At 65.2% G+C, this 21,262-nt stretch carries 20 protein-coding genes; 7 read left to right on the top strand and 13 right to left on the bottom strand.

Annotation, left to right across the window (positions count from 1 at the left end):
* Positions 1–2: 2 nt before the first annotated feature.
* Positions 3–1,160 (bottom strand): ROK family protein, encoded by a 1,158-nt coding sequence (locus ACK5IR_RS12585; RefSeq protein ID WP_416929425.1) that lies wholly within the window; start codon positions 1,158–1,160, stop codon positions 3–5.
* 127 nt (positions 1,161–1,287) lie between these two features.
* Here ACK5IR_RS12585 and ACK5IR_RS12580 point away from each other — a divergent pair, with 127 nt between their 5' ends.
* The 5 genes from ACK5IR_RS12580 (at position 1,288) to ACK5IR_RS12560 (ending at position 6,429) form a co-directional block, all read left to right on the top strand.
* Positions 1,288–2,346 carry a substrate-binding domain-containing protein gene (locus ACK5IR_RS12580; RefSeq protein ID WP_416929423.1) on the top strand — a complete coding sequence of 353 codons (1,059 nt, stop codon included), beginning with the start codon at positions 1,288–1,290 and terminating at the stop codon, positions 2,344–2,346.
* A 68-nt stretch (positions 2,347–2,414) separates the two neighbouring features.
* Complete coding sequence (locus ACK5IR_RS12575) at positions 2,415–3,440, top strand: ABC transporter permease (RefSeq protein WP_416929421.1); 1,026 nt, start codon at positions 2,415–2,417, stop codon at positions 3,438–3,440.
* 14 nt (positions 3,441–3,454) lie between these two features.
* Positions 3,455–4,270 carry an ATP-binding cassette domain-containing protein gene (locus tag ACK5IR_RS12570; protein WP_416929443.1) on the top strand — a complete coding sequence of 272 codons (816 nt, stop codon included), beginning with the start codon at positions 3,455–3,457 and terminating at the stop codon, positions 4,268–4,270.
* A gap of 24 nt (positions 4,271–4,294) precedes the next feature.
* On the top strand, positions 4,295–5,287 hold the full coding sequence (locus ACK5IR_RS12565; protein ID WP_416929419.1) for a hypothetical protein: 993 nt from the start codon (positions 4,295–4,297) through the stop codon (positions 5,285–5,287).
* A gap of 68 nt (positions 5,288–5,355) precedes the next feature.
* Positions 5,356–6,429, top strand: coding sequence for a carbohydrate kinase family protein (locus tag ACK5IR_RS12560; protein WP_416929417.1), 1,074 nt, complete (start codon positions 5,356–5,358; stop codon positions 6,427–6,429).
* Here the strand turns inward: ACK5IR_RS12560 and ACK5IR_RS12555 are convergent.
* The 8 genes from ACK5IR_RS12555 to ACK5IR_RS12520 all read right to left on the bottom strand — a co-directional run bounded on the left by ACK5IR_RS12555 (position 6,426) and on the right by ACK5IR_RS12520 (position 14,750).
* Positions 6,426–6,758 carry a hypothetical protein gene (locus tag ACK5IR_RS12555; protein ID WP_416929415.1) on the bottom strand — a complete coding sequence of 111 codons (333 nt, stop codon included), beginning with the start codon at positions 6,756–6,758 and terminating at the stop codon, positions 6,426–6,428. The genes ACK5IR_RS12560 and ACK5IR_RS12555 overlap by 4 nt on opposite strands.
* A 10-nt stretch (positions 6,759–6,768) precedes the next feature.
* Positions 6,769–7,434 (bottom strand): hypothetical protein, encoded by a 666-nt coding sequence (locus tag ACK5IR_RS12550; protein WP_416929413.1) that lies wholly within the window; start codon positions 7,432–7,434, stop codon positions 6,769–6,771.
* An 8-nt stretch (positions 7,435–7,442) separates the two neighbouring features.
* A complete protein-coding gene (locus tag ACK5IR_RS12545; protein WP_416929411.1) occupies positions 7,443–9,683 on the bottom strand; it encodes a molybdopterin cofactor-binding domain-containing protein in 2,241 nt (746 codons plus the stop codon).
* A 3-nt stretch (positions 9,684–9,686) separates the two neighbouring features.
* Positions 9,687–10,148: a (2Fe-2S)-binding protein gene (locus ACK5IR_RS12540; protein WP_416929409.1), complete on the bottom strand. Its 462-nt coding sequence runs from the start codon at positions 10,146–10,148 to the stop codon at positions 9,687–9,689.
* Between the two features lie 213 nt (positions 10,149–10,361).
* Positions 10,362–10,868, bottom strand: a complete 507-nt coding sequence (locus tag ACK5IR_RS12535) for an RES family NAD+ phosphorylase (RefSeq protein WP_416929407.1) — start codon at positions 10,866–10,868, stop codon at positions 10,362–10,364.
* Positions 10,865–11,332, bottom strand: coding sequence for an antitoxin Xre/MbcA/ParS toxin-binding domain-containing protein (locus tag ACK5IR_RS12530; RefSeq protein WP_416929405.1), 468 nt, complete (start codon positions 11,330–11,332; stop codon positions 10,865–10,867). Before ACK5IR_RS12530 ends, ACK5IR_RS12535 begins: the two co-directional genes overlap by 4 nt.
* A 93-nt stretch (positions 11,333–11,425) precedes the next feature.
* Positions 11,426–12,019, bottom strand: a complete 594-nt coding sequence (locus ACK5IR_RS12525; RefSeq protein WP_416929403.1) for a hypothetical protein — start codon at positions 12,017–12,019, stop codon at positions 11,426–11,428.
* 40 nt (positions 12,020–12,059) lie between these two features.
* Positions 12,060–14,750 (bottom strand): YadA-like family protein, encoded by a 2,691-nt coding sequence (locus tag ACK5IR_RS12520; RefSeq protein WP_416929401.1) that lies wholly within the window; start codon positions 14,748–14,750, stop codon positions 12,060–12,062.
* A 539-nt stretch (positions 14,751–15,289) separates the two neighbouring features.
* On the opposite strand from ACK5IR_RS12520, the gene ACK5IR_RS12515 reads away from it, so the two are divergent.
* Positions 15,290–16,882 carry a solute:sodium symporter family transporter gene (locus ACK5IR_RS12515; RefSeq protein ID WP_416929398.1) on the top strand — a complete coding sequence of 531 codons (1,593 nt, stop codon included), beginning with the start codon at positions 15,290–15,292 and terminating at the stop codon, positions 16,880–16,882.
* 59 nt (positions 16,883–16,941) lie between these two features.
* Here the strand turns inward: ACK5IR_RS12515 and ACK5IR_RS12510 are convergent, their stop codons facing one another.
* From ACK5IR_RS12510 to ACK5IR_RS12500, 3 genes are read right to left on the bottom strand one after another with little or no spacing between them, the layout of a single operon-like run.
* Positions 16,942–18,465 carry a VOC family protein gene (locus ACK5IR_RS12510; RefSeq protein ID WP_416929396.1) on the bottom strand — a complete coding sequence of 508 codons (1,524 nt, stop codon included), beginning with the start codon at positions 18,463–18,465 and terminating at the stop codon, positions 16,942–16,944.
* A complete protein-coding gene (locus ACK5IR_RS12505; protein ID WP_416929394.1) occupies positions 18,462–19,091 on the bottom strand; it encodes a glutathione S-transferase family protein in 630 nt (209 codons plus the stop codon). The genes ACK5IR_RS12510 and ACK5IR_RS12505 overlap by 4 nt, the downstream gene beginning before the upstream one ends.
* 35 nt (positions 19,092–19,126) lie before the next feature.
* Positions 19,127–19,636: a DUF4396 domain-containing protein gene (locus tag ACK5IR_RS12500; protein WP_416929392.1), complete on the bottom strand. Its 510-nt coding sequence runs from the start codon at positions 19,634–19,636 to the stop codon at positions 19,127–19,129.
* 169 nt (positions 19,637–19,805) lie between these two features.
* Between ACK5IR_RS12500 and ACK5IR_RS12495 the strand changes: the two genes are divergently transcribed.
* Positions 19,806–20,741: a pirin family protein gene (locus ACK5IR_RS12495; RefSeq protein WP_416929390.1), complete on the top strand. Its 936-nt coding sequence runs from the start codon at positions 19,806–19,808 to the stop codon at positions 20,739–20,741.
* A gap of 6 nt (positions 20,742–20,747) precedes the next feature.
* Here the strand turns inward: ACK5IR_RS12495 and ACK5IR_RS12490 are convergent.
* The coding region (locus tag ACK5IR_RS12490; RefSeq protein WP_416929388.1) for an ArsA family ATPase at positions 20,748–21,262 on the bottom strand (515 nt) is incomplete at its 5' end.

The following is a 21,262-nucleotide window of genomic DNA, read 5'->3' as shown; positions in this document are numbered from 1 at the left end:
GCTCAGGGCGCGGCGAAGCTGAGCCAGCCGTCTCCCGAGATCGCTGCATCCATCGCCAGCATGGCCGCGCCGGCGGCGCCCAGCCGTTCGTCGCACCGCGCGGTTGCAATGCGAAGTTTCTCGGTCGCCAGCGGCAGGCAGCGCTGATAGACCCGCTCGCGGATGCCGGCGAGCATTGCCTCGCCCGCCGTGGCCAGCCTGCCGCCGAGAACGATCACCTCGGGGTTCAGGATGGCAACCAGATCGGCGGCGGCGGTGCCGATGATACGGCTGCTCCGGTTGATCGCCTTGCGGCATTCCGGCTCGCCGCGCGCGTAATGCTCCATCACGTCGCGGGCATCCGTTGCCTTCAGCCCCAGTGCCGTCAGGTCGCGGGCAACGGCCCAGCCGCCGGCGTGGGCCTCGATACAGCCCAGCTTGCCGCATCGGCACAGGTGATGGGGCGGGTCCGCATGCTGGATGTGGCCGATATCGCCCGAGGCCCCGCCCGCCCCGCGCACCAGTCGGCCGTCATTGATGATGCCGCAGCCGATTCCGGTGCCCGCCTTGATGAAGACCATGTTCCGGCAATCGGGCCAGTGCAGCCGGTGCTCGGCCTGGCACATCAGGTTCACGTCGTTGTCCAGCGCGACGGGTATGTCGAGCCGTTCGCCAAGCCAGTCCCGCAGGTCGAACCGCTCCCAGCCGTACATGATCGACGGGGCCGCGACCCTGCCGCACTTCTGGTCGACCGGCGCCGGGAGCCCGATGCCATATGCGGCGACGGGCGCGGTGGCGGCGGGGCTTTCGGCCAGGGCCGCCGCCTGCGCCAGAAGCCGCTTCATCGTCGTGTCGGGCGGTTGCGTCAGGTCGAGCGGCACCAGCCTGTCGCCGAGATGCCCCAGCGCCAGGTCGAACAGGCAGATACGGGCCATCCGCTCGCCAATGTCGATCCCGATCAGGTTCCGGTACCCGGGGTCGATCGCAAAGGTCCGTGCCGGGCGTCCGCCGACCGGTTCCGCGTGCCCGGATTCGCGGATCAGCCCCGAATCCGTCAGCGCTCCGAGCCGCCGGGCGACAGTGACGCGCGAGGTCCCGGTAAGCGATTCGATCTCGCTGCTGGTACGGGGGCCGCCGCCGCTCAGCAGGCGGTAGATGATTTTTCCGGAGAATGAATCCATTTTATTCAAGGAGTTGACTCACTTCTGGCGGTACATACTTTTGTATGATATGATACAAAAGTATGGGATACAACGAAAATTCTTGACATAAGTGGGTACTCCTTGCTCATCTTGGAGAACGGAGGAGATGCGTTATCTGGGAGGAAACACGATGCGCAAGAACTGGCTTTGCCTTGCGGCCTCGACGGCGGCGATAGCACTGGCGACCACAGGTGCCAGCGCACAGGACGATGAAATCCTCGTCGGGCTTATCACCAAGACCGATACCAACCCGTTCTTCGTCAAGATGCGCGAAGGTGCCGCCGCCAAGGCCGAAGAGCTTGGCATCAAGTTCCAGGCATTCGCCGGCAAATACGATGGCGACAACGATACGCAGATCACTGCCATCGAGAACCTGATTTCGGCCGGGGCCGACGGCATACTGCTGCTGGCGAGCGATACCAAGGCGATCGTTCCGACAGTACAGAAGGCGCGTGACGCGGGCATTCTGGTGATCGCGCTCGACACGCCGCTGGAGCCGGCGGATGCGGCCGACGCAACCTTTGCCACCGACAACTTCCTTGCCGGGCAGATGATCGGCGAATGGGCGCGCAAGACACTTGGCGAGGAGGCGGCGAAAGTGGCGCATGTCGCCTTCATCGACGCCCACGAAACCCAGCCGACGGTCGATGTCGCCCGCGATCAGGGTTTCATGGACGGCTTCGGGATCGACATCAAGGAGCCGACCCGCCGCGACGACGAGGACGATCCGCGTATCGTCGGGCATGAGATGGGCAACGGCTCGGAGGTTGGCGGCCGCCAGGGGATGGAGACGCTGCTGCAGAAGGATTTCGAGGTCAATGTCGTCTATACCATCAACGAGCCCACCGCAGCCGGTGCATGGGAAGCGCTGAAGGCGGCCGGCAAGGCGGACGGCAGCGTTCTGGTCACCTCGGTCGACGGGGGGTGCCCCGGTGTCGCCAATGTCAAGGACGGGGTGATCGGCGCAACTTCGATGCAGTTCCCGCTGCTGATGGCCTCGCTCGGCGTGGAGGCGGTTTTCAACTACGTCAACGACGGGGTCATGCCCGCGCCCACCGAAGGGCGCGATTTCTACAATACCGGCGTGACACTGGTGACTGACAAGCCTGTCGAAGGGCTCGACTCGATCACCAGCGACGAAGCCATGGCGCTCTGCTGGGGCTGACACCGCCCGCGCGCCCCGTGCCGGCAACGGCGCGGCGCGGGGCATCTGACCGCCGACAGGGAGGAGCCATGTCGAGCCACGATACCTCGCCGCTTTCGTCGCCCCGGGGCACCGCGATGCAGCGGTTTGTCGCCGTGCTGCACGGCAATCCGACGATCATTCCGCTGTCGGTGCTGATACTCGGGCTGATTGTGTTTTCGCTGGTTGTGGGAAGCCGGTTTTTTCATCCGTTCAACCTGTCGCTGGTGTTGCAGCAGGTCACGATCATCGGCACCATCGCACTGGCGCAAACCCTTATCATCCTGACCGCCGGCATCGACCTGTCGGTCGGCGCGATCACGGTTCTCAGTTCCATCGCCATGGGCCGGATCGCCATTGATACCGGCCTGCCGCCCGAGCTTGCACTTGCTGCCGGCATCGGTGTCGGTGCGCTCTGCGGGGCATTGAACGGCTTTTTCGTCACCGCGATCCGGCTGCCTCCGTTCATCGTGACGCTGGGAACCTGGAGTATCTTCAACGCGCTGGTCCAGCTCTGGTCGCGCGGCCAGACCATCCGTCAGCAGGAGATCGAGGCGGTGGCGCCGATCCTGCAATGGACCGGCACGGCCATGCAGTTCGGCGCGGCGCGGATCACAATCGGCTCCATGCTCATGCTGCTGCTGGCTGCGGTGCTGTGGTATGTTCTCAACCGCACCGCTTATGGCCGCCATATCTATGCGGTGGGCGACGATCCCGAGGCGGCGCGCCTTGCCGGGATCAACACATCGCGGGTGCTGTTCAGCGTCTACCTGATTGCGGGCGTCATCTGTGGCCTTGCCGGGTGGCTGCTGATCGGGCGGGTCGGTGCGGTCAGCCCGCTGGGCATGATGAATGCCAACCTCGACAGCATCACCGCCGTGGTGATCAGCGGCACCAGCCTGTTCGGCGGGCGCGGCTCGGTTGTCGGCACGCTGATCGGGGCGCTGATCGTCGGTTTTTTCCGCAACGGCCTGGCGCTGGCCGGGCTCGACGTGCTGTGGCAGGAGTTCACCATCGGTTTCCTGATCATTATCGCGGTCTCGATCGACCAGTGGCTGCGGAGGATCTCGAATTGAGGACCGATACCATCATCACCAACCAGCGGGCCTATCCCGATCCCCGCGCCAGCGCGGCGCCGGTTCTGGCGGCACGCGGGCTGAAGAAATCCTTCGGCCGGGTGGTGGCGATCGAGGATGCCGATTTCGATCTCTATCCGAACGAGATCCTCGCCGTGATCGGCGATAACGGTGCCGGCAAGTCGACCATGATCGCCGCGCTTGTCGGCGCGCTGCGGCCAGATGCGGGAGCGATCTGGCTGAACGGCCGGGAAGTTACCTTCCGCAACCCGATGGAGGCACGAACGAGCGGGATCGAAACCGTTTTCCAGACGCTTGCCATGGCGCCCTCGCTGACCATCGTCGACAACATGTTCCTCGGCCGCGAATACCGCCAGCCGGGGGTGCGCGGCAGGTTCTTCCGCGCGCTCGACCGGGGGCGGATGCGGCAGGAGGCCCGCCGGCACCTGTCGGACCTGGGGCTGATGACGATCCAGAATATCGACCAGGTGGTCGAAACGCTGTCGGGCGGCCAGCGGCAGGGCGTTGCGGTGGCGCGCGCCTGCGCCTTCGGCTCGAAGGTGGTGATCCTTGACGAGCCGACGGCGGCGCTTGGCGTCAGGGAAAGCGCCCGCGTGCTCGACCTGATCCGCGACGTGCGCGACCGGGGCATCGCCGTGGTGCTGATCAGCCACAACATGCCGCATGTGTTCGAGATCGCCGACCGCGTGCATATTCACCGGCTGGGCCGGCGCATCGCGCAGGTGCGGCCGGGCGACATCTCGATGTCCGACGCGGTTGCGATCATGACTGGCGCCATGCCCCCGCCCGAACGGGATGCGGTTCCCTGAAACAGACCTTCCAAGGAGTAGAAGATGCTCAGACTCGATGAGAAGCTCGCGCGTATCCGCGCCGGCAACTACAGCGCAGGCGATTTCATCATCGCCGACGCCAAGGACGGCGACATGGGGCCATCGATCACCGCGTGCGGACCGCACCGGATGGCCGACGGAACGGCCGCGCGCTTCCGCACCCGGCCCGAATTTCTCGACCAGGTTCAGGGGATCGTCGAGCAGGATGTGGTCGATATCATGCTGACCTCGGTGTCGAACCTCGAGGCGCTGAATGCGCGCGGCGTCTATACCACCAGCCGCGTCACACCGGCGATCCGCGCCAACGACACCACCGATGTCTGGGTGTTCCGGGGCGCGAATTACGTTTCGCACCCCTCGCGCCCCTTCCGCAGCGCAAACCTGTCCGAGGCCAGGCGGCTGGGCTGCGATCTGGGGCTTTATTCGATCACCTTCAACAACGACATCGACTGGGATTACCTGTCGCTCGAACATTTCGCCGCATTCCGCGAAGACGCGCAGGCGCACGATTTCCGCTACTTCCTCGAAGTGTTCAATCCCAACGTCGACAGCGGTATCCCGCCCGGGGATATCCCCGCCTATGTCAATGACGCGCTGATGCGCGCGCTGGCCGGGCTGACCAGCCGCGAGCGGCCTGAATTCCTCAAGGTCGCCTATAACGGGCCGGCCGCGCTGGAGGAACTGGCCGGCTATGACCCGTCGGTTGTGGTGGGGGTGCTGGGCGGCGGCGCGGGCACGACGCGCGATTGTCTGGAACTGATCGCCCAGATCGAGCGCTACGGCGCGCGGGTGGCGCTGTTCGGGCGCAAGATCAACCTTGCCGACGATCCGAAGGAAATGGTGCGGATGATGCGCGCCGTGGCCGACCGCGAGATGGATTCGGAAGAGGCGGTGCGGACCTATCATGCCGCGCTGGCGGCCAAGGGCATCACGCCGACCCGCCCGCTCGACGAGGATATCGCAATAACCGAGCAGGTACTGAAGGCCGCCGCCTGACGACCGTGTGTGGCGCCGGTGCCGGCGCCACTGCCGTTCCGGGCTGAAAACAACGAGGGGGCTGGCACATGCAGGACGGGCGCAGCGGTTTCATCACCGGCGGGACGTGGTGCGTGGACTACAACATGACCGTGGCCCGCTGGCCGGACGAGGAAAGCTCGACCCGGATATTGTCGGTCGATGCCAAGGGCGGCGGCTCGGGCTGCAACTTTGCCGTCGACATGCGGCGGCTCGATCCCGGCACGCCGGTCGCGACCATCGCGCTGTGCGGCGACGATGCCGATGGGCACCTGCTGACCGGGATCGCAAGGGAGCACGGTATCGACGCGTCGCGCTTTACCGTCGATCCGGCGCTTGCCACCCACCGGACCATGGCCTTCACCTCGCTCGAGAATGGCAAGCGCACGCATCTGTTCGAGGCGGATGCCAGCGACTCGCTTTCGCCGGACCATTTCGATTTTTCCGGCTGTACCGCCTGGCTGCTGCATCTGGGCATTCCGGGCACCCACGCGCTGCTCGACGCCCCGTGGAAGGGCGATCCGAACGGCTGGGTCAATGTGCTGCGAAAGGCCCGCGCCGCCGGGCTGAAGACCAATCTGGAGGTGATGAGCATCCCGCGCGACGATCTGCGGCGCATCATCCTTCCCTGCCTGCCGTACCTCGATTTTCTGGTGGTCAACGATTACGAGATCGGCGCGCTGGCCGATGTCCGGACCATCGACGGCGGCGAGACATCCGTATCGCGGGTGGTCGAGGCCGCGCACGAGGTGCTGCGGCGGGGGTCGATGGAAACGGTCGTGTCGCATTTTCCCGCCGGGGCCGTCGCCGTGTTGCGGGACGGCACGGTTCATACCCACGCTTCGGTTGACTTTCCCGCCGGCAAGGTGGCCGGAACGAACGGCGCGGGCGATGCCTTTGCGGCGGGCTTCTTCTGCGCCTATCAGCACCGGCGCCCGGTCCGCGACTGCCTGCAACTCGCGCATGCCTCCGCCGCCGCCTCCCTGCGCTCGGTCGACACATACAGCGCGCTCATGCCCGCCGCCGATTGCCTGAAGCTGGCCAAAAGCCATGGATGGCGCGACGAATTGGGCAACGGGGACGCGCCACCCCGCCGTTACGGTCGCGAAGGCGCTCGCGGCTAATCGGTGGCGGCCTCCGGTCGGGGACGCCACAGGGCGACGAAGATCGTGCCGATGGCAAGCAGATCGAGGATCGCGGCGATGTACCGCAGCGCGTCCTGAGCGAGCGAGGTACCGATGCGCGCCAGAACGACCGCCACGACAACGATCAGCACCATCAGCGCAAGCCAGCCGAACCAGCGCCATCCGCGCGACAGGCCGGCCGCGATAATCAGTGCGGCAACGATATACGGCGCCTCGCGCATGCCGCCGCCGAGGATGGCGATCAGCAGGTGAATCGCCGCAGCGAAGAGCATGAACATTGCCCCGAGGCGCAGGCTTCCGAATTCCATCGTCTCCTCCTCAGCCTTCGGCGCAGGGGAAGCCGGCGGCTCCCCAGGCGAGAATGTCGTTGGCGAATTCCTCGAGGCTGTAGGGCGCCGGCTCGCGCCCGCCGCCCGGATTCCAGCCCCATTGCGTCATGCCGCCCGATACTGCGTCGTCACGCAGATATTCGGCCAGATCGTTCTGGTCGCGACCGCCGTTCAGGTCGGTGTCCGAAAGCTGGGCGCAAACTTCGGCCGAGGATTTGCCGAACCATGCCGCCTCGACCGGGGCGAGCTGCCAGTAGGTGGCAACCTGCGGCGCCATGTGTGGCGCCTGCCCTGCGCCCTCGACAAGCTGGGCATGACAGGCGCCGCACGGCACATATTCGGCCCCGATGCGGCTTTCGCCGGCGGAGATGTGCATGCCGTGCGGACGGCTGCGGCCATAGGTCGGCCCCGACCACATCGGGATGTTGTCTGCCCCGACATGGCAGTTCTGGCAGCGCGGATGCGAGGCCACCTCGTAGATGCGCGCCCATGCGCCGAGCCCCTCCTCGCGGCTGACCGCCGCCGCCGGGGCGGGAGGTTCGGCGATCGGCGGCGACGCGACCGTGACGGGTTGCTGAAGCGGCGGCGGCGGAACGTTCTGCGCGAAGACCGGAGCGGCCAGCACGAGGACGACGAAGACCGGAAGTCGTGACATGGCGGGCCTCAGGCGAAATCGACGAACTTGTTGAAAGGCATCTCGCGCAGGCGAATACCCGTTGCGGCGAAGATGGCACCGGCAAGCGCCGGGGCGGCAGGCGGTACCGGCGGCTCGCCGATCCCCCTGACCCGGTTGCCGTTCTCCAGCCCGCGCACGGTGATTTCGGGGCACTGATAGATCCGCATCCCCTCGAAGGCATGGAAATTGGTTTGCCGGACGATCCCGCCCTCGTAGGTGATCTCGCAGTTCATCGCGTGAGCCAGTCCGAAGATCACGCCGCCCTGAACGAGGTTTTCGAAATTCTCCGGGTCGACGACGGTTCCGACCTCGGCGGCAACCCAGACCTTGTCGATGGTGATACCGCGATCGGTCGCGGTGACTTCGATCACCTCGGCGCAGTCCACGCCGAAACTGTTGGTCAGGGCAACGCCGCGCCCCTTGCCCTCGCCCGGCGGGGTCGACCAGTCCGACATGTCGCGCACCGCTTCCAGCACTCCGCGCGCCAGATCGTCGTTGCACAGCCGCAGCCGCTCTTCGAGCGGATCGGCGCCGGCGGCGTGGATCAGTTCGTCCAGCGCGGCATTGGCTAGAAAACCGTTGGACGAGGCGCCGACCGAGCGCCAGGACGAGATCGGTGCCAGCGGCCGGGCGCGGTAGCCCGTCACCCGGTGGTTGGGAATCGCGAAGGGGGCATTCCAGGCGCCGGCCACGATCTCGCTGTCCGGGCCAAGCCCGCCCATCCCCTGCCGGCTCATCTGCGACGAGACGACCGACGGCATCGCGATACCCAGGTCCATCGTGTCGACCCGGCCATCGACAACCTTGCCGCGCATCCGCGCCATGGCAATCTGGCGCGGGAAGTCGTGCATCATATCGTCCTCGCGCGAATAGGTCAGCTTGACCGGCGTTCCCTTCATCTGCACGGCGATCTCGGTGGCGTATTTCACCACCTCGTCCTCCAGCCGGTGCCCGAAGCTTCCGCCGACCATCTGCGCGTGAACCCGCACATTTTTTGCCGGAATGCCGGCGATACGCGCGACATTGGTCTGGTTGAAACGCGGGATCTGCGTTCCGGTCCAGATCTCGGCGGCGTTGTCGTCGACCCGGACGATGGCGCAGAGCGGTTCGAGCGGGGCATGGGCGAGATAGGGCGCGCGATATTCCGCTTCGACGATCTCGCCCGACGCCAGCGCGGCCTCCACATCGCCATCGTCGCGCTTCCGGCTGTCGAGGCGTTCGTCCGAGAAACTGTCGGACAATACCTGCCAGTGCCCCTCCATCGTGGCGGGCATGGCGTTTTTCTCCCACTCCGCCCGGATCGCCCCGGCGGCGCGAAATGCGCGCCATGTATTGTCGGCAATGACGGCGACACCGCCGGTCACCGGCAGCACCGCCGAAACGCCGCGCATCTTCAGCGCCTCGCCGGCATCGAAGCCGGCGATCCCGCCGCCCTGGGCCGGGTTGAGCAGAATGGCGGCATGCACCATGCCGTCGATTTCGAGATCTATCGTGTAGCGCAGCGTGCCGGTGCATTTTGCCACCATGTCGATGCGTTTCACCGGCTTGCCGATATAGCGCCACTGCGACGGATCGCGCAGGGGTACGTCCTGAACCGGCGGAATGCCCGCCGCATCGGTTGCGAGCGACACGTAGGACAGCCTGCTGCCATCGGGGAGGATGACGGCGCCCGCATCGGTCCCGAGGTCCTCCACCCGTATTCCGGTGTTCTTCGCCGCGGCGGCTTTCAGCGTTTCCCGCGCCGTGGCACCTGCCGCGCGCAGCTTGACGAAAGCGTCGGCCACCGTGCTCGACCCGCCGGTCATCTGCATGCCCATGATCTTCATGCCCGAACCGGCCACCGTCCGGACGATATCCTGCAATATGCCGTCTTCCGGCACGACGAAGGCGGCCGCCTCGACCGCCAGCGCCGTGTTCCAGTAGGCGGCCGAGGGCATGCCGGGATCGGTGCGGATGTCTTCGAGGTTCACATCGAGTTCCTCGGCAAGCAGCATCGCCTGAACCGAGGTGACCCCCTGCCCCACATCGGCCTGCGGGGTGATCAGTGTCACCCCGTTCGCGTCGATCAACACATAGGGCGTCAGCGCGGTGCTGCCGGGTTCCAGGTTGTCCAGCAGCGGATTGGGCAGCTGCCGCCGCGCCAGATAGGTCCCGAAGGCAATTCCACCGGCAACCGCGACGGAGCCGACGAGAAAGGCCCGGCGGGTGAAGGTTGCCACTTTGCTCATCGCTCAGGCCTCCCTCATCTTCTGCGCGGCACTGTGGATCGCGGCGCGGATGCGCGGATAGGTGCCGCAGCGGCAGAGATTGCTGGACATGAACCGGTCGATGTCCTCGTCGGTGGGCGTGTCGATCGTATCGAGCAGATAGGCCGCCTGCATGATCTGGCCCGACTGGCAATAGCCGCACTGGGCCACCTGATGGTCGATCCAAGCCCGCTGCACAGCGTTCAGCGCCGCGGCTGTGCCAAGCCCCTCGATGGTCACGACCTCGCTTCCGTCGGCATCGGCGGCCGGTATCTGGCACGACCGGACCACGCTGCCATCCATGTTCACCGTACAGGCGCCGCATTGCGCGATGCCGCAGCCGTATTTCACACCGGTGATCTTCAACTCGTCGCGGAGAACCCAAAGCAGCGGCATGTCGTCCTCGACATCCACTTCGTGCTCCACGCCGTTCACGGTCAGTTTCATCATTCGCTTCCCAGGGTGGCTCATGAACCTGATGCCGGCTCTTGTGGCGGGGCCGGGAATACAGGATAGCAGACGACCGCCGGGGTTGAACCGGTTAATTCGCCGGGCATGCAGATTTCCGTCGCGATGTCCGCCTGCCCGGCGGGCCGCTGGTGGCGGTCTGTTGCCCGACCAGGGCGGCGGTGATCTTCCTGAGCCAATCGGCGGCGCGTGTCATCCAGTGCCGCTTGCCAGACGCGGGTCGATGGCGAGAGGTTCCTGTTCGACCTGCGCGACCATACCCGGCAGCGCCGAAGCGTCGATCACCATGTTCCAGCTATGCCGCGATACCACGCTGGGGATCAGAAAGGCGCCGTGCGCCGCGAGCAGGTCATCGCCGAAACGCTTCTGTCCGGCCGTGGGTGTGCCGGGGACCAGCCAGTTGGCGTTGGGGATATCGGCCGGCAGCACCACCGTGAGAGAGGTTTGCAGGTGCAGTTGCGCCCGGGTGACGGTGTGCGGCTCGATATCCAGTTCGTCGAATCCCTTGTGCACGGCGACCTCGACGATCGCCGTCGCCGCGTCGAGCGAGGTATAGACCGCCCGCACACCCCGGCTGTTCCACCTGCCGCCGGCGCGGAAGGCGCCCTCGCCGCTGTTCCAGGTGGCGGCGTGCACCCTGCGGTCCAGCCGCCACACGCAGAATCCGTCGCCCGGTTCGGGCGGGAGGATGGCGATCAAACGTAAACCCCGTAATCGAGCTGGGTCAGATAATCCTCGACCAGTTTCGTTCCGGCGCGGGTTGCGAGAAGGTCGACGGGCCTGCGCCGGTTGAGCGCCATGGCCGGCTTTTCAAGCCAGCCCTCGGCCGCCGCGCGCGTGCCAAGGATGCTTTCGGCGCGGCCGAGCACCTCGGCCACAGTCCATGCCTGGTTGCCCTGATCCATGTCCAGAAGCCGTTCGGATTTCCGGAAGCGCTGGATGGTGCGCAGGCTGACACCCAGCAGTTTTTCGAGCGAATCCGCTTCGACCGACCTGTCGAGCGACGACCACAGATAGACCAGCGCCTGCGACGGAACGCCGGACATGAGCAGATCGTGCGCCTCCATCCGATCACGGATCGCCCTGTGGAACACAGCCGTACCGCCGAGATTCTCGAACGCACGTACAACCGCGGTGTCCTGATAAGCCTGATCGAGTGCCATGCCGCCTCCTGTGACAGGTGTCGTCAATAATATGCCACCTGTCGCAACCCAGTTCAAGCATCTTCCCGCCGGCGGCAGGCAGGGCGCGATGGTTCATCTGGTCAAATGATACAGCAGATCGCCATCGGGCGTGCTCCAGGGCTCATACCCCCGTGCGGCGTTCATGTCGTGGATGGCGCGGCCGGTCTGATTGCCGAACTTGCCATCGGCAAGCACCACGGCGCCCTTGTCCTTCAATGCCCGCTGCAACGCCGGCACCGCCTCGACATAGAACTGAATCTCCCGCCCGTTGGGATCGCCGAGGGTCAGGATATCGGGCCGGTCGCTGATCCAGAACGGCCTGAGGCGCCCGATGGCGATGCGAAGCGCCAGTTCGTATTCGAAGGACTTGTTCTCGTAACATACCAGCCGGGTCATCCGGACCAGTTCCCAGGTGTCGCCGATCGGGAAGACATCGATCAGGGAATTGGACCGCGATGCCGCCGTTACATAGGCAGCGGTCCATTGCATGAATGCGGTCTTTTCCAGTTGCAGTTCGGGTCCTTCGACGATCTTGATGACATCTTCGCAGGCAAATGCCCCGGCGTTCCTGACATTGACGATTTTTCCGTCGTCCTGGGCTTCTGCGCCAAGCGCCGTAATGCCCAGCAGGGCGGCCGCGACCGGCGAACGCCCTGCCCTGCACATCTTCCGGACGGCCCGCCGAATGCGGCCTGTCCGCCCGTCCCTACCAGGACCAACCGATACCGATAGCCGCACCTGTTCCTCCGGCTTCCGAATGGCTCACCGCACCGCGCACCCGCGTATTGCCGTCGAGCCTGAGGGTTCCGCCCACGGCAAACGCCTCTTCTCCGTTGAAGGTACCGAATGCGGCGCCGAACGCATAGTTGTCTCCCTGCTCGATCGTCGGGATTTGCGACATTGCCATTGCCGAGGCGACGCCGCCGCTCAGCTTGGACTCCACGGCGCGAAGCTGCCGGACGTTGACGGCATCGGTCGGGGCCTTGCCGTCGGCGATGCCGGTCAGACGTACCGGGCCGCCGTCCGAACCCGAGAAGTCGATTCCATCATCTGACAGCCGGATGCTCGAACTGCCGCCGGTGATCGTAGTCGATTTGGCCCCCGACAAGGTGGTATGCCCGCCGCCGGTCGAGAATCCGCTGCCGTTCTGTTCGAGACGAATCGTTGTCGAACTCACGTTGAAGCGGCTGCTGTTCGATCCCTTGTCGACCGAGAAGTTCATGCTCGAATTGTTGACATCGAAGGTGGAATCGCCGCTGTCGACATGAAGGTTGTTGTTGATCGTCGTCGGCCCTGAGATATCGACACCACCGGTAAAGACGCCACCACCGCCGTTGATATCGCCGCCGTCGGTATCGATTCCGCCACCGCCGGTGCTGACGTTTCCACCGCCGGTATCGACATCGCCGCCATCCGTGCCGACGTTTCCGCCACCTGTGTCGACGTTTCCGCCGCCGGTATCGACATCGCCGCCATCCGTACCGACTCCGCCTCCGCCCGTGTCGACACCTCCGCCACCTGTGTTGACGTCACCGCCGTCGGTATCGACATCGCCACCGCCGGTATCGATCGCTCCGCCACCGGTGCCACCCGAACCGCCCGGCAGGTCTGCCGTTCCGGTGACGATCAGATCGCCCACTTCAAGCGTGTCGATCTTGAGCGAGGAAGTGCTTCTGAGCGTTCCGTCGCTTTCGACAACCACAACGCCCGCATAGGTGCTGCTGGATTGCAGGATGCTTGGCCCGGTAATGTCGGTGCCTGCTGTGCCCAGCATGATCTGGTTGTTTCGCGTCACCGTGGCGCTGGTGCCGATCGCCGTGGCGCCGGCGAAACCGCTCACCAGTGCACCGCTGCCGAACGCCTGCGAGTTGTTTCCGCTAACCATCGCGTTGTAGCCGATCGCCGTCGAGTAATCCGCTGAGACCGAGCTTTGCGAGCCGAAAACCTGCGAAAAATCTCCCGAGACCGAGTTTTGCGAGCCGAAAACCTGCGAGTAATCCCCCGTCACCGCGTTCAGGAAACCCATTGCGGTCGACTGGCTGCCGGTGACCGTGTTGCTTTCGCCTACCGCCTGTGAATTGTCGCCATCGATGGTGTTGTTGCCGCCGCCGACCGCTGTGGATTTGTCGCCGCTTACCGTGTTGAAATCGCCAACGGCCAGCGAATTCACCCCGGTCACCTCGTTCGAGAACCCCAGGGCGGTCGACTGGTTTCCGCTGATGGTGTTGGTATCGCCGAAGGCCTGCGAGGAGGCGCCGGTGACCGAGTTCTCGGTGCCGACGGCGGAGGAGGCCGTCGAGGTGGCGCCGAGGATCTGGTTGGTATCGCCCACCGCCTGCGAGTTGGCGCCCTCGATGGTGTTGCTGCCGCCGAGCGCGGTGGCGTTGGCGACGCCGACACTGTTGCTGTCGCCCGAGGCCAGCGATCCGGCCCCCGAGACGGAGTTGTTGTAACCCGTCGCGGTGGAGCCTGCCGCCGAGACGGTGTTGTTCGAGCCGAAGGCCGATGAGCCTACGGATGTATCGCCGAGGATGCGGTTGGTATCGCCGAATGCCTGCGATTGCGCACCCTGAATGGTGTTGCTGCCGCCGACGGCGGTCGAATTGTCGACGGCGGTGTTGGTGCTGCTCTTGATCAGGTTGTTGTCGCCCGAGGCGAACGAGGCACCGCCGATTATCTGGTTGGTGGTGCCGATCGCGGTGGAACTGTTGCCGGTGACGGCGTTGTTCTGGCCGAAGGTGCTCGAATTGTTGCCGTACAGATGGTTGGCGCTGCCGACGGCTGTTGCATATGTCACGGCGGTGGTGTTTGTCCCGACCTTGTTCCTGTCGCCCACGGCGGTGCTGCCGGCGCCGTAGGTCTCGTTCTGAAAGCCCGATGAGAGCGACTGGTTGCCGGAGACGGTGTTATCAGCCCCCGAGGCGGTCGAATAGGTGCCCGTGGCGTCGTTGCCCCAGCCGACAGCGGAGGAGTTTGCACCTGTCACGGTGTTCGACGCCCCCAGCGCGGTCAGGTTGTTGCCGCCCGATACAGTGTTGTGTTGTCCCACGGCGGTCGACAGGCTCGAACCTGCGGTGTCGCTGCCGATGGCGTTTCCATCGCCGACGGCGGTCGATCCGCCGCCATAGGCGGAGTTCTGGTTGCCAACCACCGTGCTGTCGTTCCCACTGTTGGTATTCAGTGTGCCATAAGTAACGTTATGGGTCCCGGTATTGGTATTGTTCGTTCCAGCCACCAGCGCGTTGGTCCCCGAGACCGTGTTGCCGCCGGCGGTGCCGGTTGTTCCAGGGCCGAGGTTCTGCGCCTGCAATCCGGTTGGAGCGCTTATCAGAACCGCAGCGGCGCCAAAGACCGATATGGCGTAGGTTGAAACCGACCGCCGCAGATGATGCTTCATGCCACCGGATATTGAGATCGCTCGACGCATATTGCCGACCTTCCATGCACAATGTTTCCAATCCTGTCAGTCACAGGGGAACACACACAGAAATTCCGGGCGACCGACCAACCAATGCCGCCCTATGCAATCGTACGTTCGGTAAAAATATATTAACTGCGGGGGAGGAAATCCAGTCGGGTTTTCGTGACCCGTTTGGGCAATATCATGGGCATTGTTGCCCGGTTGCGCTTCTCCGGGTACGATTGCACCGAGGAAAACCGCTGCCAGGGCGGCAGGTTGAAGATCTTGTGCAGTTCAGGCGACCGGGAACGGCTCACAACGCATTGTAAATAAGGCATGTACTCCGGCGCTCCGCGGCTGCCCGGCACGATGCGGTATCTTGTCACCCCGCCCTTGCCGGTTGCGCCCGACATTTCCTGCAAACGAAATATTGCGAGAGGGCCGCCGCTGAAACATAAAGTTGATCGTGGGCCTGTCTTCTCGTCCACGGGTTGAGCGAAGCCGTCAGGTTGCGGGTGTTTCAAAGGGAGGATGCCATGGGTGCATTCGGTGTGTTGACCTTCATTGGTTTTACGGCGCTGGTCGCCGTTTTGTCGTATTATTGGGTCAGGGGGACGGATGAACACCAGTCCGACGGGTATTTTCTCGGCGGGCGGTCGCTGACCGCGCCGGTGATCGCCGGATCGTTGCTGCTGACCAACCTGTCGACCGAACAGATCGTCGGCCTGACCGGACAGGCCTATTCCGAGGGCATCCTGGTGATGGCCTGGGAAACGCTCGCGGCCATCGCCATGGTGGTGACCGCGCTGGTCCTGCTGCCGCGCTACCTGCGTACCGGGGTCAGCACCATCCCGAGCTTTCTCGAAGAACGCTATGACGCGCAGACCAAGACCGTCACCTCGATCCTGTTCCTGTCGGGCTACGTGATCGTGCTTTTGCCCATCGTTCTCTATTCCGGCGCGCTGGCGCTGTCGACGATGTTCGGCGTGCCGGCGATGTTCGGCGTATCCGAGACGGCAGCACTGTGGATGACCGTCTGGGCCATCGGGATCGTCGGGTCAATCTATGCCATTTTCGGCGGGCTCAAGGCCGTTGCGGTATCGGATACGATCAACGCCGTCGGCCTGTTCCTCGGCGGATTGCTGGTGCCGGTCTTCGGGCTCATGGCGATTGGCGGCGGCAGCATATTCGACGGAATATCGGTTCTTTACACCGAGAACCCGGAAAAGTTCGATTCGATCGGCGGGCCGGATGCCTCGGTTCCCTTCGCCACGATCTTCACCGGCATGATGCTGGTGCAACTGTTCTACTGGGGCACCAACCAGGCGATCATCCAGCGTGCTCTTGGCGCCAAGAACCTTGCCGAAGGGCAGAAGGGCCTGCTGCTGGCGGCAATTCTCAAGATACTGGGCCCGGTGATCGTCGTGCTGCCCGGAATCATCGCCTATCACTACTTCGAAGGCGGGCTGGAGGTTGCCGATCAGGCCTATCCGCGGCTGGTGACGGCGGTTCTTCCCGTCGGGCTGACGGGCTTTTTTGCCGCCGTGCTGTTCGGCGCGATCCTCAGTTCCTTCAACTCGGCCCTCAACAGTTCGGTCACCCTGTTCGGGGTCGATATCTATCGGCAGTATTTCAAGAAGACCGCCTCGGACCGTGAGGTGGTCGGCGCCGGCAAGCGTTTCGGCATCCTGCTCGCCATCGCCTCGATGACCATCGCGCCCTTCATCGCCAACGCGCCGCAGGGGCTGTTCGGCTACCTGCAGGAGGTCAACGGCTGCTACAGCATCCCGATCCTGACCATCATCCTTGTCGGCATCTTCTTCCCCAGGGTGCCGCCGGTCGCGGCCAAGATCGGCCTTGCCTCGGGGGTTGTGCTCTATATCCTCAGCCAGTTCGTGCTGAAACCGGCGATCGGCGCCGACAGCTACCCCCATTACCTGCATGTGATGGCGCTGCTGTTCGTGATGAACGTCTGCATCATGCTGCTGATCGGCAGGTTCCACCCGATGACGCGCGACCACGCGCCGGCCCGGCCCAGCCCGGTCGACATGACGCCCTACCGGCTGGCCAGACCGGTGGGCGCGCTCATCGTCGCCATCGTCGTGTCGAGCTACATCTACTTCAGCTAGGCGATTGCCGGAACGCGATGCGGGCGGCCTGCTGGCCGCCCCACCCCGCCCCGGGGGTGTCAGGCTGTGTTCAGCCAGTCTCGTGCCGCAGACGAATCCCCGCCCGACAATTCGTGCCCGCTGTCGAGCCTGCGTGTATCGAGTGCTGCGCCACGCCTTTTCAGGGAATTTTCCAGCGTCCCGGCCAATTGCCCGAACGGGTCGCGCATACCGCTGACAAGCAGGATCCGCGTACCGGTCAGGTCGGTTTCCGGAGCCTGATCGAGAACCTGCAACCCGCGCAGCAGGATGGCACGGCGGACAATGCCGGGGTGAAGTTGCAGCGCCGCACCCAGCAGATTGGCGCCGTTGGAGTAACCGAGGAATGTCAGCCTGTCGCGGTCGAGCCCGTATCCCCGGACCGCGCCGTCGACGAAAGCGGCAAATGCCGCCGCCTCGCCGCGGATGTCGGCCTGATCGTAGGCGCCGGCACCCCGGCGGCGGAACCAGCGGTTGCTGCCCTCTTCGGTCGAGCGGCCGCGCACCCCCAGCAGGGTGGCGTGCGGATTTACCCGTGCCGCCAGCGGCATCAGGTCGGCTTCGTTGCCGCCCGTTCCGTGAAGCAACACGATGACGCTGCCGTCCGGGGCGGGCGGAACATGGAAACGATGCACAAAGGGCAGATCGCGCGCCGGCATCCGGTCTTCGCCGGGGCGGGCGAACTGGGGCAGCATCAGGCGCAGATCGTCGCCGCGTTCGCTGTCGTGCGGCGGGATCATCAGTGTCTCGCCCAGATGTTCCGGCGTCTCGTCCACTGCAAAGCCGGGCGCATCTGTGGCAAATTCGAACAGCGTTCCGGCCGGTTCGCGTACATAAAGCGACAGGAAATACTTGCGGTCGTGAACCTGCGTTATCCCCTCGGCATCGCGCAGATCCCGCCGTATGCGGCGGACGGCATCGGCGCCACCGGCGCGAAAGGCGACATGATCGAATATGCCCGTTCCCGGAATGCCCGGGAAATACCCGGTCGCATCGCGGATATCGACCGCATCGGTATTGCCGAGCAGGCGCCGGATGTTCCCCTCGCGCGGCCCGGCGCGATAGCCGAAGCGTGCGGCGAATCCCGCCGTCAGGCCGGGGCTGTCGGTCAGGATCGTGACCGAGCGGATGCGCCCGGGCGCGATCGGATCGGGCAGCGGCGCGACGGCGGGCAGGTCCAGCCCGACCAGCTTGACGATCAGTCCGTCGGGGTCTTTCAGGCGCAGCACCGGTTCGCCGAATTCGCGCGCCGGCCCCTCGACCGGCACATGTCCGGCCAGCGCCCGTTGCAGCCAGTCGCCGATACTGGCGGGCGGAACCGCAAAGGCGATTTCCGATACCTGCCCCAGCCCGGTGCGCCCGGGAGACCCCGCCTCCCACACCAGGAAGGTCACGATGCTGCCGGGGGAGCCGGCGGCATCGCCATAGAACAGGTGCAACTGCTCGGCATCCTCGAAACCGCCGGTCTGCTTGACCAGCCGCAGCCCCAGAAATCCGGCGTAGAAATCGACGTTCTTCTGAACGCTGCGGGTGATCGCGGTGACGTGGTGAATGCCGCCTGTCAACTTGCGGCTTCCCGTGCCAGCACCTTCTGCACCGCCGGGTCGACTGCCAGCCGGTCGTGCAGGGCCTGAACGTTGGGAAAATCCGCCAGCCCACCGGGCAGAAGCCTGATGCCCCAGCGGATCATCGGAAAGGCGTAGGCATCGATCACCGACCGTCTTCCGCGCCCTTCGCCCAGTATCCAGTCGCGCCCCTCCAGGTGCGCATTCAGGATGCCCATCTGCCGGCGCGCCAGCTTCTGCCCGGCCGCGACAGCGGCCTGCCGCGCGCTGTCGCTGTCATCGGTGGTGTAGCGCTGCGGCAGGAAGATCGGCCAGAAAGCCGCGTGCATGTCGCTGGTCAGAAAGGCCGACCAGCGATGCGCCTCGGCCTTGTCGCGCGGGGAACCGCCGCCTTCCAGCGCCGCTTCGGGATGCTTGCGGGCGAGGTAGTCGAGGATCGCGCCCGCCTGGGTCAGCAGCCAGCCGTCGTCTTCGCGCAATGTGGGGACTGCTCCGGCCGGGTTGACGCTCAGCAGGTCCTTCGAACCGAACTGGACCTTCACCGCCTCGTAGGGTGCCCCGATCCATTCCAAAACGATATGCGGGGCAAGCGAGCAGGCGCCGGTGGCATAATACAGGGTAGTCATGTCCGTTTCTCACTCTTCAGGATACATCTGTTTGGTCAGCGATGATGGTGGTCGTGCCCGGAATGGGGATCGCCGCTGCTGTCCTTTCCGGCGTGATGTTCGTGTACCACGGCATGCCCGCGCCCGCGTGAAATCAGCCACCGGTTGACGGGAAACGCCGCCATGGCGGCCAGAACCAGGGCGATCGCCAGACTGCCCCAGAATAACCCCGAGGAAAGCCCGGCATCCATCGCGCCGGGAACGACCAGCATCACAGCGTTGTCGACGATCTCCATCACCGTAATCGAAACCGTATCGGCGGCAAGCGCCAGCCGGACCGCCTGCGCGACCGGCAGGCCCGCCCCGAGCAGCGGCCGAATTGTCAGGCTGTAGCCGAAGACAAAGGCCAGCACGATGGCAAGCGCCATGGTAGGCAGGGTCGACCAGCCCGCCCATGTACCGATGGCCAGCCCCAACACCTCGCCGATGCCGCAGCCGGTCATGCAGTGAATCGTCGCGGAAAGCGCCAGCCGGTTGAGTGACGGGGAGCCACCTTCATACGTCATCGATGCGTCCCTTCCGTTGCCGTTCCGATATGAGGTGAACAAAGGCACTCCGACAGCAAAAGTCCACCGTGCAACAACGCATACCGGCTGCGCTTTTGCGGTGTGTCGTATCCGTTGCCGTCTCCAGCCGGGTGACCTACGCTTGTTCAGATCGTGAAAGGACCGAAGGATGAGCTGGAACCCCGCGCTTGAACCCGGATGCCCCGATGAGATCGGCGCCGAGGCCATCGAAACGCTGATCGTCCCGCGCGCCCGCGATATCGGCGGGTTCGAAGTGAAACGTGCGCTTCCGGCGCCGCGCCGCCAGATGGTCGGGCCCTTCATCTTCTTCGATCAGGCCGGCCCGGCCGAATTCCTCAGCGGGAGCGGCGTCGACGTGCGCCCGCACCCGCATATCGGGCTGGGTACCGTGACCTATCTCTATCGCGGCGATTTCCATCACCGCGACAGCATCGGCTCGGACCAGATCATCCGGCCCGGGGCGCTCAACTGGATGGTCGCCGGCAGGGGCGTGACCCATTCGGAGCGCACGTCGGCACAGGCGCGGCAGGGGCCGCACAGTCTTTACGGTATCCAGACCTGGATCGCCCTGCCCGAGAACCGCGAAGACATGGAGCCGATCTTCGAGCATCACGGCAGGGAGGCGCTGCCCGAGATCGAGGCCGAGGGCGTGCACGCCCGCCTTATCCTCGGCAGCGCCTATGGCGAACGGGCGCCGGCGACGCTATATTCCGAAACCTTCTATCTCGATGTCGCGCTGTCGCCCGGTGCGTGCTTTCCGCTGCCCGACGATCACGAGGATCGCGGTCTCTACATCACCGAGGGGTCGGTCGCCGTTGCCGGTCAGATCTTCGATGCCGGCCGGATGATGGTATTCCGCCCAGGAGATCGGATCACCGTTGCGGCGGGCCCGCAAGGCGCGCGGCTGATGGCGCTGGGGGGCGCCACGATGAACGGTCCGCGTTACATCTGGTGGAATTTTGTCGCCTCGTCGCGCGAGCGCATCGAACAGGCCAAGGCCGACTGGCGTGCCGCCAATTGGGGGCGCGGGCTGTTCGACCTGCCCATGGGTGATGCCGGCGAGTTCATTCCGCTGCCGGGCTGATATCTGTCACAGCGGCCGGATGGTGCTCCACAACGCTTCGAGCGCCTCGGTCCCGATCGGCTCGCTTGCGCTTTCCGGAACGGCAAAGACCGGTGCTTTGCCCGCCGCGCCGCGCAGAATGTCGAGCGCGGCCGCCTCGGAGCCGGCGCGCGCGCCGCCGCGCAGGCGGTTGACCAGCAGCGCCGGAATGCCGATGCGGGCCTCTCCGAGGCTGCGCGCCAGCGTCACGGTTTCCAGCGCCGGCATGCGTTCGGCGGTGGCGACGGTGACGAAACCGCAGCCGGCATTGTCGCGCAACTGCCGCGCGAATCCGGCGAGCAGGGCGCGCCGCCGCAGCAGAACCTCGCGAATCTCGCCATCGCGCGCCTCCGCCTTGCCCTCGCGCGCGCCGGAAAGGGCACGCGCCTTGCGCCCGAACCGGTCGGCTTCGGCCCGGTTGGCCAGCATCCCGTCGGTCCAGGCCGCCATCAGTTCGGGCATCGCCAGAAGCGACAGCGCGTGCCCGGTCGGGGCCGTATCGC

The organism is Tropicimonas sp. (genome assembly GCF_047971885.1).
In the GTDB taxonomy this organism is placed as follows: domain Bacteria; phylum Pseudomonadota; class Alphaproteobacteria; order Rhodobacterales; family Rhodobacteraceae; genus Tropicimonas.
The sequence above is the reverse complement of the archived record's forward strand: the minus strand, read 5'-3'. Positions and strand labels throughout refer to the sequence as shown.

Coding starts and splice junctions, on each gene's coding strand:
- ACK5IR_RS12545 (WP_416929411.1), bottom strand. CDS start 9,683: ATGAGCAAAGTGGCAACCTTCACCCGCCGGGCCTTTCTCGTCGGCTCC.
- ACK5IR_RS12565 (WP_416929419.1), top strand. CDS start 4,295: ATGCTCAGACTCGATGAGAAGCTCGCGCGTATCCGCGCCGGCAACTAC.
- ACK5IR_RS12580 (WP_416929423.1), top strand. CDS start 1,288: ATGCGTTATCTGGGAGGAAACACGATGCGCAAGAACTGGCTTTGCCTT.
- ACK5IR_RS12520 (WP_416929401.1), bottom strand. CDS start 14,750: ATGAAGCATCATCTGCGGCGGTCGGTTTCAACCTACGCCATATCGGTC.
- ACK5IR_RS12585 (WP_416929425.1), bottom strand. CDS start 1,160: ATGGATTCATTCTCCGGAAAAATCATCTACCGCCTGCTGAGCGGCGGC.
- ACK5IR_RS12560 (WP_416929417.1), top strand. CDS start 5,356: ATGCAGGACGGGCGCAGCGGTTTCATCACCGGCGGGACGTGGTGCGTG.
- ACK5IR_RS12540 (WP_416929409.1), bottom strand. CDS start 10,148: ATGAAACTGACCGTGAACGGCGTGGAGCACGAAGTGGATGTCGAGGAC.
- ACK5IR_RS12530 (WP_416929405.1), bottom strand. CDS start 11,332: ATGGCACTCGATCAGGCTTATCAGGACACCGCGGTTGTACGTGCGTTC.
- ACK5IR_RS12500 (WP_416929392.1), bottom strand. CDS start 19,636: ATGACGTATGAAGGTGGCTCCCCGTCACTCAACCGGCTGGCGCTTTCC.
- ACK5IR_RS12495 (WP_416929390.1), top strand. CDS start 19,806: ATGAGCTGGAACCCCGCGCTTGAACCCGGATGCCCCGATGAGATCGGC.
- ACK5IR_RS12505 (WP_416929394.1), bottom strand. CDS start 19,091: ATGACTACCCTGTATTATGCCACCGGCGCCTGCTCGCTTGCCCCGCAT.
- ACK5IR_RS12515 (WP_416929398.1), top strand. CDS start 15,290: ATGGGTGCATTCGGTGTGTTGACCTTCATTGGTTTTACGGCGCTGGTC.
- ACK5IR_RS12525 (WP_416929403.1), bottom strand. CDS start 12,019: ATGTGCAGGGCAGGGCGTTCGCCGGTCGCGGCCGCCCTGCTGGGCATT.
- ACK5IR_RS12555 (WP_416929415.1), bottom strand. CDS start 6,758: ATGGAATTCGGAAGCCTGCGCCTCGGGGCAATGTTCATGCTCTTCGCT.
- ACK5IR_RS12575 (WP_416929421.1), top strand. CDS start 2,415: ATGTCGAGCCACGATACCTCGCCGCTTTCGTCGCCCCGGGGCACCGCG.
- ACK5IR_RS12550 (WP_416929413.1), bottom strand. CDS start 7,434: ATGTCACGACTTCCGGTCTTCGTCGTCCTCGTGCTGGCCGCTCCGGTC.